This window comes from Brevundimonas sp., from assembly GCF_023259385.1.
GTDB lineage: Bacteria > Pseudomonadota > Alphaproteobacteria > Caulobacterales > Caulobacteraceae > Brevundimonas.
The window spans coordinates 8,567-21,777 of the sequence record NZ_JAHFPF010000024.1 but is presented as its reverse complement, the minus strand read 5'-3'; the positions used below and the strand labels follow the sequence as shown (position 1 = coordinate 21,777).

Genomic DNA, 13,211 nt, shown 5'->3' with positions numbered 1-13,211 from the left:
TATGTCGAGTTCGCGGCGGGCGAAAAGCGCGACTGGCTGCGCCGCCATGGCATCCGGCTGACCCCCATGGTCGGCTGGGCCGAGCGGGGCGACGGCCGGGCGGACGGCCACGGCAATTCCGTCCCGCGGTTCCACGTGGCCTGGGGCACCGGCACCGGCGTGTCCGAACCCTTCGCCCGGCGCGCGCTCAAGGCGGCGAAGCGCGGCCTTCTGACCTTCCACCATCGCTGCCGCGTCGATGCGCTGATCGTGGAGGCGGGACGCGTCACCGGGGTCTCGGGCGCGCGGCTTGAGCCGGACGATGCACCGCGGGGCGCGCCGTCAAACCGTACAGAGGTCGAGGCCTTCGCCCTGCGCGCGCCTGTCGTGCTGATCGCCACGGGCGGCATCGGCGGAGACCATGATCAGGTGCGGCGCTTCTGGCCCGACCGGCTCGGGCCCCCGCCGGGCGAGATGCTCACCGGCGTGCCGGCCTACGTCGACGGGCGGCTGCTCGATATCGCCGAACAGGCCGGCGCCCGCCTCGTGAACCGGGACCGCATGTGGCACTACGTCGAGGGCGTCCGGAACTGGAACCCGGTCTGGCCCCGGCACGCCATCCGGATCCTGCCCGGGCCGTCGTCGATCTGGCTGGATGCGCTGGGACGGCGCCTGCCCTTCCCCGCCCTGCCCGGCTACGACACCGTCTCGACGCTGCGCCATCTGCGCACCACGCCCGACCTGACCGGGCACGACCATTCCTGGTTCATCCTCACCCAGAAGATCATCGAGAAGGAGTTCGCCCTCTCGGGCTCCGAACAGAACGGCGACATCACCTCGGGCAGCTGGCTGCGCGTGCTGAAGACCCGCCTCGGCAAGGGCGCGTCGCCCGAGGTCGAGGCCTTCAAGACCCGGGGCGCCGACTTCGTGATCGCGGACGATCTCGAGACCCTGGTCGCGCGCATGAATGCGCTGACGCCGACGCCGCTGCTGGACCCCGACCTGGTGCGCCGCCAGATCGAGGCCCGCGACGCCCAGATGGCCAACCCCTACGCCAAGGACGTCCAGATCCAGGGCATCCACAACGCGCGCCGCTATCCCGGCGACCGTCTGGCGCGGGTCGCCAAGCCGCACAGGATCCTCGACCCTGCCGCCGGTCCCCTGATCGGGGTCAGGCTGCATGTCCTGACGCGCAAGAGCCTGGGCGGCCTGCAGACCGATCTCGACAGCCGGGTCCTGCGCCCGGACGGCGCCGTCTTTGAAGGCCTCTACGCCGCCGGCGAAGCGGCCGGCTTTGGCGGCGGCGGCCTGCATGGCTACAACGCTCTGGAGGGCTCCTTCCTGGGGGGCTGCATCTTCTCCGGTCGGGCCGCGGGCCGGGCCATGGCCGCTATCGTCTGAGGGATCCCTGAATGGAATTCGCCGCCGTCGCACTGCCCCTGGCCCTCGGGGTGATCATGTTCGGCCTGGGGCTGGACCTCACGCCCGGCGACTTCGCCCGCGTCGCCAGACAGCCCAAGGCGGCCGGCGTCGCCCTCGCCTGCCAGCTGCTGCTGCTGCCCGCGCTCTGCTTCGCCCTGGTGCTGCTGTTCCGCCTGCCGCCGATCCTGGCGGTGGGGATGATGCTGCTGGCGGCCTCGCCCGGCGGAACGACGGCGAACCTCTACAGCCACCTGTTCCGGGGCGACGTGGCGCTGAACATCTCGCTCACGGCGATCAACTCCGTCATCGCCGTGGTGACCCTGCCGGTCATCACCAACCTGGCCATCGCCTTCTTCCAGCCCGGCGATCTGTCCGTCGGCCTGCAGTTCAAGAAGACGCTGGAGGTCTTCCTGATCGTCCTGGCGCCGGTGGCGCTGGGCATGACCGTGCGGGCGCTGAAGCCGGCCTTCGCCAAGGCCATGGACAAGCCCGTGCGGATCGCCTCGGTGGCGATCCTCGCCCTGGTGATCGCCGGGGCGGCGGTGAACAGTTTCGACCTGCTGGCGTCCAATTTCGCCCTGCTGGGCGGGATCTCGGTCGCCTTCTGCGGTCTCAGCCTGGCGGTCGGCTACGTCGTGCCCCGCCTGCTGCGGATCGAACAGCCGCAGGCCGTCGCCAGCGCCTTCGAGGTCGGCATTCACAACGCCACCCTCGCCATCGTCGTCGCCCAGGCGGTGCTGGGGCGGCCGGACATGTCGCTGCCGGCTGCGGTCTACGGGGTGCTGATGTTCCCGGTGGCGGCGCTATTCGGACTGTGGATCACCCGGCGGCGGGCCGCTTCAGCCGCGTAGTTCGCGCCGCAGCACCTTGCCGACCGCCGATTTGGGCAGGGGCTCGCTGCGGAACTCGACCAGCCGGGGGACCTTGTAGCCGGTCAGGTGCTCCCGGCAGTGGGCGATCAGGGCCTCCTGCGTCAGGGCGTCGGAGCGCGGCACGACGATGATCTTGACCCGCTCGCCCTGGACGGCGTCCGGCACGCCGATCGCGGCGACCTCCTCGACCATCGGATGGGCGGCCACGACGTCCTCGATCTCGCTCGGATAGACGTTGAAGCCCGACACCAGGATCATGTCCTTGATCCGGTCGACCAGGCGGACCCGGCCGTCGGCCTGCATCACGCCGATGTCGCCGGTGCCCAGCCATCCGTCCGGCGACAGCACCTTCGCCGTCTCCTCCGGTCGGTTCCAGTAGCCCCGCATGACCTGCGGCCCGCGCACGCACAGTTCGCCTGGCTCCTCCAGGCCGCACCAGCCGCCGTCTTCCCGGCGCATCCGCACCTCGGTCGACGGCACGGGCAGGCCGACGGTCCCGTCGAACCCCATGCTCCCGGGCTGGTCCAGATCGACATAGCCGATGCACACCACCGGCGAGCATTCCGTCAGGCCGTAGCCCTCGATCAGCGGCGCCCCGGTGGCCGTCTGCCACGCCTCGGCGATCACGCGCTGGGTCGCCATGCCGCCGGCGATGGTCAGCTTCAGGTCGGAGAAGTCCCGGGTGCGGAAGCCCGGCGTGCTCAGGAGGCCGGCGAACAGGGTGTTCAGCCCGGCCATGCCGGTGAACCGCTCCTTGCGCAGCACCCATTCCACCCCTTTGGCGTCGCGCGGATTGGCGATCAGGATGTTGCGGCCGCCGACCCCGACGAACATCAGCAGGTTCGCCGTCAGGGAGAAGATATGGTAGAGCGGCAGCATGGTGACGTTGCCCACCGCCTGCTCCGGCGGGATCTGGCTCATCACCCACGCCCGCCCCTGCAGCACATTGGCCAGGACGTTGCGGTGGCTCAGCATCGCGCCCTTGGCGACGCCTGACGTGCCCCCGGTATATTGCAGGAAGGCCAGGTCGTCCGGGCGGCGCTCGACCGGTTCAAACCCAATCCGCCGTCCCTGCGCCATCGCCCGTCCCCAGCGCTCGGCCTTCAGCGCGCCGGTCGTCTTCCGGCCCGGCGCGCGCGCCGTCATGGCGTTCACCGCCCAGCGCCTGGGCGCCGGCATCATGTCGCCCATGCCGGTCAGCAGGACCTGACGGACGGCGGTGTCGCGCACCCCCTCTTCCAGCGTCGCGGCGAACAGGTCCATGGCCACCAGGACCACCGCCCCGCTGTCGGCCAGCTGATGCTTCAGCTCCCGCGCCGTGTAGAGCGGGTTCACATTGACCACCACGCCCCCGGCGAACAGGACCCCGAACAGGGCCACCGGATACTGCAGGCAGTTCGGCATCATCAGGGCGACCCGGTCGCCGGGCTCCACGCCCACTGACTGCAGCCAGCCCGCGAAGGCCTTCGCGTCCGCCAGGGCGCGGCCGTAGGTCACCTCCGCCCCCAGGCTGACGAACCCGACGCGGTCGGCGAAACGGCGCGAATCCGCCTCGAACAGCTGATGGACGCTCGACCAGCGCGCCAGGTCGTCCTCGATGCAGGCGGGCACGCCGGGCCGATAGGCCGCCGTCCAGAACCGGCCCGTCCACAGGGCGTCGGCGGCGGCGTCCCCGGCGACGGTCGTCGTTTCCAGGAGCTCCAGCGTCACCGGACCCTGCGCCACGTCTGGGTGCGGCACAGCAGGCGCGCGATACACCCCCGCACGGCCAGGGAGTCGCCAGCCAGGGTCACCGTGCCGGTCGCGGCGCTCTGCCCGCTGTTCGGGTCGTACAGCGGGCCGGCCCGCCACTCGGTCGGGCCGCCGGTGAGGTTCTGCAGCACCGCCAGTCCCCGCAGGGGCCGGTCCCGAAGCGCGGCGTCGCGATTGCGGACGTCCCTCTGGTTCGGATCGCGCCGCAGCGGCGCGGCGTCGACCAGCCGTCCGCACAGGGTCGCGCCGCAGCGCTGGATTTCAACCACCCCGCCCTCGGCGGGCGTACGCCAGCGCCCGAGGATCGAAGCCTCCTGCGAGACCGCCGGCGACGTCGCTCCAACCAGTATCAGAACGCCGACGACGGCCGCCCGGATCACCCCATCCTCCCGTAGGCGTTGCGGGCCTCGACCGGCACGCGCTCATACACGGTCGGCGCCGTCAGGTTCAGCCGCGCGCGGGCGCTGTCCAGCGGTTCGGCGAACAGGGCCTCGTAATCCAGGCCCGGCAACCAGGCCGCCCGGCGTCCGCGGACCCAGGCCTGCAGAATGGCGCGGGCGCAGGGATAGCCGGTCTTGGCCCTCACGAACTCCACCGCCACGCCCGCCGCGATCACGCCGAAGCCGGGGCTGCGGGTCTGGGGCAGCGAGAAGGCGACCACGCAGGCCTCGCCCAGGGCGTCGGTCCGGTATCCGGTCAGCACATGCCAGATGTCGTGCACGTCGCGCAAACGCCGCGCGTACCAGGCATGGGGGTGGGCCGCCTCGATATCGGTGTCGGCCACCTTGCGGCTCTCGTCGGCCAGTCCGTAGGCGGAAAAATTGCGCTCCTCGATGAACGCCAGATAGGCCCGTCCAACGCTGCCTTCCGGGAAGGCGCGCAGCCAGTCCTTGTCCTGCAACCGGTCGGCCAGCTCCGTCATCAGGAAGGCCTGGCGTCCGCCGTCGGCCTGGTCCAGCATCTGCTGGTAGCCGCGGCGGACCGAGCCGCCCGCCAGGGCGTTCATGATCTCGAAGACCTGGGTGGTGTCTTCCTTGTCCGCGATCAGCCGGCGCAGGGCGCGCCAGGCGCGGACCGGTTGGACACGGCGGGGCTTCAGCCGCGTCGGGGGGCTCACGTTGCGATCGAACGCCATTTCCCCAACCATTGATTCGGCAGTCACTTGCTCTCTCCGCATGCTGGGCTTAACCAAGCCGCTTATCTACATGGATGTAACTTACATAGATGTCAATACCATCTCCACGCCGCCGCCGCCGCACGCCTGAAGAAGCGCGCCTAGAGGCGATCATGTGTGCGCGCGCGCGCCTGCTTTCGGGCGGGCCGGATGCGGTCACGCTCAAGGCCGTGGCGGACGACATCGGGGTGACGCACACCAACCTGATCCACCATTTCGGCTCGGCCGCCGGCCTGCAGTCGGCGCTGATGGGCTCGATGGTCGCGGACCTCGCCCAGGCGCTCGACACCGCCATCGTGCGCCTGCGCACCGACGAGGGCGCGCCGCTGGAGCTGGTCAACGCCGTGTTCGACGCCTTCGCGGAGGGCGGCGCGGGCAAGCTGGCGGCCTGGATTGTTCTGAAGGGCGACCTTTCCCAGCTGGAGCCCGTCCGGGACGCTGTGACCGGCCTGGTGCACGCCATCCAGGAGAAGCTCGGCGATCCCGACGGACAGGCCCACGCCCGCATCTCGGGCGCCGTCCTGTTCATCGCGCTCAGCGCCTTCGGCGAAGCCCTGATCGGCCCGCCCCTGCGCGATATGCTCGATCAGGACGAAGACTCGAGCCGCCGGGTCATCGCCGGCCTGTTGCCGCACTTCCTGCTGAAGCCCGCCCAGGCGGAGTGACCGCCCGCGGGCGTTCGCCTTCGACCGCCCGACCTTCCACAGAGGGTGACAGGCGCGCGCCCATGTGGCTTGCAAATCCGGACTGATCATTGCAGGTTCGGTTACGCAAGTGACGGAGAAAGAGCCATGACGGTCGTGCCCCTGCCCCCGAGACCCGCCAGAACCGCGGCGGCGAGCCCGGCGATCAGCATTCGGGAACTGGCGGCGCGGACAGGAACGACCCTTCGGGCGCTGCGGCACTATGAGGACATCGGCCTGCTGACCGCCGGACGCCGCCCCTCCGGCGCGCGGTGCTACGATTCGGAGCAGCGGCGCCGGGCGGCGCTGATCGCCCGGCTGCGCCGCCTGGGCATGCCGACGCCCGACATCGACGCCGCCCTGACGGCAGTCTCGGGCGATCAGATCGTGACCCGCTTCCTGTCGTCGGAGATCGCCGCCGCCGAGGCGCGCCTTCGGGACCTGCGCGCCGCCATTGACGAACTGGAGGCCGGCGGGCTGGAGGGCCTGGGGTCGGGGACCTCGCCCGCCTCCGTCGCCACGGTGGATCGCTCGGCGAGGCTGCGTCATGCCCGCTGACGCCCACCCCTCGGGTCGCCTTTCCGACCGCCACGTCCTGATCACCGGCGCCTCATCCGGCATCGGCGAACACCTGGCCCGGGTCGCCGCGCGCGAGGGGGCCAGGGTCACCGTCGCCGCCCGCCGCACCGACCGCCTCGCCGCCGTGGTCGACGCCATCCGGGCCGAAGGCGGGGACGCCTTCGCCGTGGCCATGGACGTCGCCGACGAGGCCTCGGTCGTGGCCGGGGTCGCGGCGGCGGAGGCCGCCCTCGGCCCGCTGCACACCTCCTACGCCAACGCCGGGATAGGCCTGCCGGGACTGGCGCTGGACGCCCCCGTCGCCGAGTTCGACCAGATGTTCGCCGTCAATGTGCGCGGCGCCTTCCTGACCGCCCGCGAGGCGGCCCGGGCGATGAAGGCCAACGGCGCGGCCGGGGCCGGTCGCGGCCGCATCGTGCTGATCGCCTCCATCGGCGCGCAGCAGCAGCTTCCCGGCCTCAGCGGCTATTGCGCGTCCAAGGCGGCCGTCGTCTCCCTGGGCAAGTCGCTGGCCCGCGAATGGGCGCGCGAGGGGATCAACGTCAACTCGGTCTGCCCCGGCTATCTGGAGACCGAAATGAACTCGGACTGGTTCTCCAGCCCCGGCGGCGAGAAACAGATCCGGGGCTTCCCGCGCCGTCGACTGATGCCGGGCGACGGACTGGATCCGACCCTGATCCTGCTGGGCTCGGACGAGGCCGCCCCGATCACCGGCGGGGTCTTCATCATCGACGACGGCCAATCCCTGTGAGCGACGGCCCTGTAAGTGCTGACGGCGGCGTGCGCGCCGGGTTCGAACTGGACGCGGCCGCGCTGGCGGACTGGATGCGGGCCCAAATGGACCTGCCCTCCGGCGCCCTGCGGATCAGCCAGTTCTCGGGCGGCCAGTCCAACCCCACCTATCGCGTCCAGGCGGGCGACCGCAGCTTCGTCCTGCGCCGCAAGCCGCCCGACCCCCTGCTCAAGGGCGCTCACGACGTGCTGCGCGAGGCGCGGGTCATGGGCGCGCTGGGCCAGGCGGGCTTTCCCGTGCCGCGCATCCTCGGCGTCTGCGAGGACCCCGAGGTGCTGGGCACGGCCTTCTACCTAATGGACCATGTCGAGGGCCGGATCGTCTGGGACCCCACCACGGACATCGCCTCCCCGCAGGAACGCGCCGCGACGTTCGACGCCATGAACGCCACCCTGGCCGGCCTGCATGCCCTCGACATCGACGCCCTGGGCCTGGGCGACTACGGCCGGCGCGGCGGGTTCGTGGCGCGGCAGACGGCGCTGTGGACCCGCCAGTACCGCGAGGACGTGGACGCCGGGCGCGACCCGAACATGGACGCCCTGATCGACTGGCTGGCCGAACGGGACCTGTCCGAAGAGACCTCGGTCATCCACGGCGACTTCCGCATCGACAACCTGATCCTGCGGCCCGACCGGCCCGAGGTGGCGGCGGTCATCGACTGGGAGCTGTCGACGCTCGGCCATCCGCTGGCCGACTTCGCCTATCACCTGATGATGTACCGCATGCCGCCGCATCTGGGCGGTCTGGCCGGACGCGACCTCCAGGCCCTGGGAATCCCGGAAGAAGCGGACTACGTCGAGGCCTACGCCCGGCGGACGGGGCGCAGCGCCCTGCCCGATCTTGATGTCTTCGTGGCCTTCAACATGTTCCGCTTCGCCGCCATCATCCACGGCATCCGGGGCCGGGTGATCCGCGGCAACGCCGTCTCGCCCAAGGCCCGCAAGCGCGCGGACGAGTTCCCCGAACTGGCGCGGCTGGCGTGGGAACAGGCGCAACGCGCGCGTTAGGGAACGATCACCTCAGCATCGTCGGCATACAGCCGCGCCACATCCCCGGCGCGGTTGCGCAGGACCATGTTGCGATTGATCGACCCCTTGTCCGAGACCTCGTGGCCTTCCACGTCCGGCGGCGTGTCGAGGAACAGCAGGCCGGCCAGCCGCTCGCTCTGGCCGGTGTGGGTCGCATTGTAGCGGCGCAGGCCCTCGGCCACGGCGGCGCGCACGGCGGCGGCATCTCCCAGCCGGCGCACGCCCTCCGGATCGGCCCAGGCCAGGACCTTCAACGCCGTCTGCCCCTCGCCGCAGATCACCACGTCACGGAACACGCCCGGCAGGGCCTCCAGCAGATCACCGCGCAGCCGGCCCGCCGCCACGAAGGTGCCGTTGGCCAGCTTGAACTGCTCCACCCGCCGCCCGGCGAAGAACAGGCCCAGCTCGGGGTCGTCCCGGTCGTGGAAGTCGGCCATGTCGTCCATGCGCAGGAAGCCGTCCTCGTCGAAGACCTCGCGCGTCCGGTCGTCGTCGCCGAAATAGCCGGGCGTCACGCTGGGCGCCTTGACCCGCACCTCATAGGCGCCGTCGGCCGGCACCAGCTTCAGCGACGCCCCCGGCACCGGCAGGCCGATGCCGACGCGGGTGCTCTCCCACCAGGTGTAGCTGATCGCGGAGCCGGTCTCGGTCGAGCCGTAGCCGGACACGAACATGAACCGCTGCCCCGTCGTGGCGACCGCCAGCCGCTGCAGCCGGTCGTGCAGGGGCTGGGGCAGCCCCGCCCCGCCGAACAGCATGACCCTCAGCTCGCTGAAGAAGGTCCGGCGCAGCGCCTCGTCCGCCTCCAGCGCATCGGCCAGCATGGCGTAGCCCGAAGGCATGGTGCCGTAGAAGCGCACCGGGACCTCGCGCAGGTTCCTCAGCGTCGCCGCGAACTGCGCCGGCGTCGGACGGCCGTCGTCGATGTGCAGCGTCCCGCCCAGCCAGGTGATGTTGGTCAGCAGGGACGAGCCGGCGATGTGGCTCCACGGCAGCCAGTCCAGCATGACCCCGCCCCAGTCGAAGGCGTCGCCCATGGCCTGCGCCCCGCTGGCCGTATTGCCGGTCATCATGGCCTGGGTGTGGATCACCGCCTTGGGCCGCCCGGTCGAGCCGGAGGTCAGCAGGTAGCGGGCGGGCGCCGTCGGATCCAGCGCCTCGACGGCCCGGCCGACGCCCGCCACGTCCGGCGCCCACAGCACCTCGGCCATATCGACCGCTTCGCCCGCGAAGGCGTCGGGGGCGCCGGTGACGATGATCGCATCGTCCGGCGCGATGGCCTCGGCGGCGCGCGCATAGTCGGCGGTCTCGGCGAAGATCACCGCCGGCTTCACCAGATCGACCACATGCCGCAGCCGCTCGAAGTCGGCGCTCAGCAGGGAATAGTTGGTGCTGACCGAACAGATCGGCACGCCCGCGGCCATGGCCCCGAACATCCACAAGGCATGGGCCAGGGTGTTGCCGGACAGGACCAGGATCGAGCGGCCAGGCGCAACGCCCTGCGCCTTCAGCCAGGTCGCCACGGCCGAAACGTCGGTTCGCGCCTGGCCGTAGGAGAGCCGCCGCCAGCCCTCGCCGTCCCGCTCGGCGATCCAGGTCTTCTGCGCCTGCGTCTCGCCGTGCGACCAGAACCGGCGCAGCAGATTCCGCTCATACGGCGCCAGCGGCGCGCGGGCCGACAGGATCAGGGTTCCGTCGTCCCGGCGCTCGATCTCCAGCCCCACGTCGCCGAAGCGGATGGGCCGGCACGGCGCCCGATGGAAGTCTTCGACCAGATCCAGCACGCCACTCTCCCATACACGTCCGGTATTCCGGATCGGCCTTCATCCTAGCGGTCCGGACTGACTTGCAAAACAGGATTTATCGCCCTGATCACGCCCTTGCGTCACCGGACCTGCGATTCAGTGTCCGGAGTGCTAGACAGGGTCCGAAGCAGGATTGAAACGAGGGCTCGTGGACCAGATTTCCACACGCGATCTGATCATGGGGAACCCCGTCGCCCGCGCGTTCGCGGTGACGGGCGACGCCTGGACGCAACTGATCCTGCGCGAGGCCTTCTACGGCGCGCGGCGGTTCTCGCAGTGGCGCGACCGGCTCGGCATGCCGCGCAGCGTCCTGACCGACCGGCTCAACCGCCTCGTCGCCGCCGGCCTGTTCGAGCAGCGCCCGGCGAAGGAGTCGCCGACGCGCCTGGAGTACCGGCTGACGGAAATGGGGCTCGACATGTTCGGCACCGCCGTCATGCAGGGCCAGTGGGAGCGGAAGTGGGCGCGCTCGCCCCTGCAGGAGCGCTACGCCCTCGCCTTCTACGACCGCCACACCGGCGAGCCGGTGACCCCGGCCATCTTCAATCATGAAGGCGGTCAGCCGGTCGATCCGCACTTCGTCCGCGGTGAGGTGGGCGAGGGGCTGGTCCCGATCGCGCCCCCGACGTCGCGCCGGCGCCGGACCCAGCCGATGGAGACGGACCGGGCGATCATCGACCGCTCGACCGACATCATGGGCGATTACTGGAGCTGGGCGGTGCTGGCCGCCGCCTTCTTCCGCATGCGCCGGTTCGACGAAATCCACGAGGCGCTGGGCGTCGCCACCAACATCCTGGCCGACCGCTTGAACCGCATGGTCCTGCACGGGGTGCTTGAGAAGAAGCTCTACCAGAAGGCGCCGCCGCGCTTCGAATACCGGCTGACCCAGGCCGGCCTGGACCTGTTCCCGATGATCATGGCCATGCACGGCTGGAGCGAGCGCTGGCTCTGCCCCGACGGGCCGCCGCTGAAACTGGTCGACACCCGCACCGGCGAGGCGATCCATCCGGTCGTCTGCGACCTGGCGACGGGCCGCCTGCTGGACCCGCGCAACATCCGCTGGGAAGTCGAGGCGGCGCCGGGAACTCCCGACGCCGCCCAGCCTCTTCCCTAGAAGCTTTGGCTCAGGGCCACGCCGAAAGAGCGCGGCGCCCCGAAGACGCTGAAGCCCACGCCCACGTTCTTGATGATGTGGGTCTGGTACTCGGTGTCCGTCAGGTTCTTGCCGTAGGCCGAGATCTTCAGGCCCGACGGCGACTCCCACGACAGGAAGGCGCTGACCAGCTCGTGCTCCGGCGACAGGACCTCGGGGTTGTTCGACGGATCGAAGTAGAAGGCGTCGGTCCACTGATAGTCGGCCCGCGCCGCCAGCACGCCGCCGGCCACGTCCCATTCGCTGTCGATGTACAGGGTGTACTGGCTGTCCGGCGACCGCGGCAGGGTGTTGCCGTTGTAGGGCAGGACCAGCGCGCCCGATGCGGCGTTCGACGTGAACTTCGCATCCAGGCTGGTGTACGAGCCGCCGATGGTCAGGTTGTTGGTGATCGCCAGGGCGGTCTCGATCTCGAACCCGTCCACCTCGGCCTGGGCGTTGGAGGTGACCAGCGCCAGTCCCAGCAGCTCATAGACCTGCAGGTCGGTGTACTCGAGCTTGAACGCCGCCGCGTTGAAGCGCAGCCGGCCCATCAGGGTCGACTTCACCCCGATCTCGTAGTTGTCGAGCAGTTCCGACGCGAGCGGCGTCAGCGCCTGGGCGCCGGACTGGGCCGTCGACGGGAAGGCCCCCGCCTTGTAGCCCCGGTCATAGCTGGCGTAGAGGCGCACGTTGTCGACCGGCTCGACCGCCAGGGCGATCTTCCAGCTCGGCTCGCTGAAGCTCTCGTCGCCGCTGACGTTGTAGGGCGCGCCGCCCGGCCCCAGCGGAATGCCCGGAGGCGGATTGGCGCCGCCCTCGTTGTCGATCGCGATCTGGTGGATCTCGCGCTTGTCATGCGTCCACCGGGCGCCCAGCGTCAGTTCCCAGATGTCCGCGAACGGGATGTTCGCCTGGCCGAAGACGGCGAAGCTGCGGTTGGTCGCATCCTGGATGAAGGTGGTGTCGCCGCCGAACGACGGCGGCGCGATGGGCAGCGCCGTGTTCACGATGAAGCGCTCGCTCCGCAGGATGTCTTCCTGGAACACATAGGCGCCGGCGACCCAGTTGATGTCGGATCCCGGCTTGGACGCCAGCCGGAACTCCTGGCTGAACTGGCGCGCCTTCTCCGAGGCCCGGTCGTCCACCTCCAGCGGGAAGGCCGGGAACGGCAGGCCGCCCAGATTGTCCCGCCAGCTGTAGTCGTTGTCCCGGAACGAGGTCAGGGAGACGAAGTCGAACGCCTGGCCGGAATGCTCGACCCGCGCCGTCACGCCGAAATTGGTGCGGTCCTGATAGTTGTCCGGCGACGAGAAGCTCTGCCGCCGGTCCAGGCCCGTCCGCAGGGTATTGATCAGGGTGACGAAGGCCGGCGCGGTGGCCGAGGTCGTGACCGGGATGCGGGCGTGCCCGTCCATGTCGTCCTTCGAATAGTCGCCGCTCAGCAGGAGGCTCCATTCGCCCGCCTCCTTCAGCACCGACACGCGCGCGCCCAAGGACGTTCCGCCCTCCAGCCCCCGGCCGGTCGGGACGTTCTCGGCATAGCCGTCGTTGGTGTTGTAGCGGGCGGCGAAGCGGATCGCGGTCTCGTCGTCCAGCTGGCGGTTCACCACCCCTTCGAGCCCGTACTCGTCGAAGCTGCCGATCCGGGCCGTCAGGCTGCCGGTGTTCTGGAAGACCGGCTTGCGGGTGTAGATGTTCAGCGCCCCGCCTGAGGCGTTACGGCCGTACAGCGTCCCCTGCGGCCCGCGCAGGACCTCGACCCGTTCGATGTCGAGGAAGGCCAGGGCGCTGGCGCCCGACCGGCCGATCGACACCTCGTCGATGGAGACGCCGATCGAGGGATCGCTGGCCGCCGAGTCGCTCGAGGACCCGACGCCGCGGATGTAGAGCTGCGGCTCGCCGATGTTGAACTGGGTCAGGGTCACGCCCGGCGCCTTGGCCGCGATGTCCTGGATGCCTGTCGCCGCCGTGCGCTCCAGCGTCTCGGCG

The 13,211-nt window shown here is 70.5% G+C and carries 12 protein-coding genes; 7 read left to right on the top strand and 5 right to left on the bottom strand.

What is annotated here, in order from left to right; genetic code table 11:
- Positions 1 to 1,380, top strand: a 1,380-nt coding sequence (locus tag Q0C81_RS03245) for an FAD-binding dehydrogenase (protein WP_291833451.1), incomplete at its 5' end; no start/stop codon positions are given.
- 11 nt (positions 1,381 to 1,391) lie between these two features.
- Positions 1,392 to 2,252 (top strand): bile acid:sodium symporter family protein, encoded by an 861-nt coding sequence (locus tag Q0C81_RS03240; RefSeq protein WP_291833448.1) that lies wholly within the window; start codon positions 1,392 to 1,394, stop codon positions 2,250 to 2,252.
- Here Q0C81_RS03240 and Q0C81_RS03235 read toward each other — a convergent pair.
- Genes Q0C81_RS03235 through Q0C81_RS03225 form a run of 3 tightly spaced genes read right to left on the bottom strand, consistent with a single transcriptional unit; the run spans position 2,241 to position 5,142 of the window.
- A complete protein-coding gene (locus tag Q0C81_RS03235) occupies positions 2,241 to 3,983 on the bottom strand; it encodes an AMP-binding protein (protein ID WP_291833446.1) in 1,743 nt (580 codons plus the stop codon). The genes Q0C81_RS03240 and Q0C81_RS03235 overlap by 12 nt on opposite strands.
- Positions 3,980 to 4,405, bottom strand: a complete 426-nt coding sequence (locus Q0C81_RS03230) for a DUF2147 domain-containing protein (protein ID WP_291833443.1) — start codon at positions 4,403 to 4,405, stop codon at positions 3,980 to 3,982. The genes Q0C81_RS03235 and Q0C81_RS03230 overlap by 4 nt, the downstream gene beginning before the upstream one ends.
- On the bottom strand, positions 4,402 to 5,142 hold the full coding sequence (locus Q0C81_RS03225) for a Coq4 family protein (protein ID WP_291833440.1): 741 nt from the start codon (positions 5,140 to 5,142) through the stop codon (positions 4,402 to 4,404). Before Q0C81_RS03225 ends, Q0C81_RS03230 begins: the two co-directional genes overlap by 4 nt.
- 107 nt (positions 5,143 to 5,249) lie before the next feature.
- Here Q0C81_RS03225 and Q0C81_RS03220 point away from each other — a divergent pair, with 107 nt between their 5' ends.
- The 4 genes from Q0C81_RS03220 (at position 5,250) to Q0C81_RS03205 (ending at position 8,261) form a co-directional block, all read left to right on the top strand.
- Positions 5,250 to 5,864: a TetR/AcrR family transcriptional regulator gene (locus Q0C81_RS03220; protein WP_291833437.1), complete on the top strand. Its 615-nt coding sequence runs from the start codon at positions 5,250 to 5,252 to the stop codon at positions 5,862 to 5,864.
- A gap of 126 nt (positions 5,865 to 5,990) precedes the next feature.
- Positions 5,991 to 6,440 carry a MerR family transcriptional regulator gene (locus Q0C81_RS03215; protein ID WP_291833433.1) on the top strand — a complete coding sequence of 150 codons (450 nt, stop codon included), beginning with the start codon at positions 5,991 to 5,993 and terminating at the stop codon, positions 6,438 to 6,440.
- Positions 6,430 to 7,212, top strand: coding sequence for an SDR family NAD(P)-dependent oxidoreductase (locus Q0C81_RS03210; protein WP_291833430.1), 783 nt, complete (start codon positions 6,430 to 6,432; stop codon positions 7,210 to 7,212). Before Q0C81_RS03215 ends, Q0C81_RS03210 begins: the two co-directional genes overlap by 11 nt.
- Complete coding sequence (locus Q0C81_RS03205) at positions 7,209 to 8,261, top strand: phosphotransferase family protein (protein ID WP_291833428.1); 1,053 nt, start codon at positions 7,209 to 7,211, stop codon at positions 8,259 to 8,261. The genes Q0C81_RS03210 and Q0C81_RS03205 overlap by 4 nt, the downstream gene beginning before the upstream one ends.
- Here Q0C81_RS03205 and Q0C81_RS03200 read toward each other — a convergent pair.
- Positions 8,258 to 10,066, bottom strand: coding sequence for an AMP-binding protein (locus Q0C81_RS03200; RefSeq protein WP_291833424.1), 1,809 nt, complete (start codon positions 10,064 to 10,066; stop codon positions 8,258 to 8,260). The genes Q0C81_RS03205 and Q0C81_RS03200 overlap by 4 nt on opposite strands.
- Before the next feature lie 199 nt (positions 10,067 to 10,265).
- Here Q0C81_RS03200 and Q0C81_RS03195 point away from each other — a divergent pair, with 199 nt between their 5' ends.
- The gene (locus Q0C81_RS03195; protein WP_291833421.1) at positions 10,266 to 11,201 is read left to right on the top strand and encodes a helix-turn-helix domain-containing protein; all 936 of its coding nucleotides are present in this window, start codon (positions 10,266 to 10,268) and stop codon (positions 11,199 to 11,201) included.
- Here Q0C81_RS03195 and Q0C81_RS03190 read toward each other — a convergent pair.
- The coding region (locus tag Q0C81_RS03190) for a TonB-dependent receptor (protein WP_291833418.1) at positions 11,198 to 13,211 on the bottom strand (2,014 nt) is incomplete at its 5' end. The two genes, Q0C81_RS03195 and Q0C81_RS03190, sit on opposite strands and share 4 nt — an antisense overlap.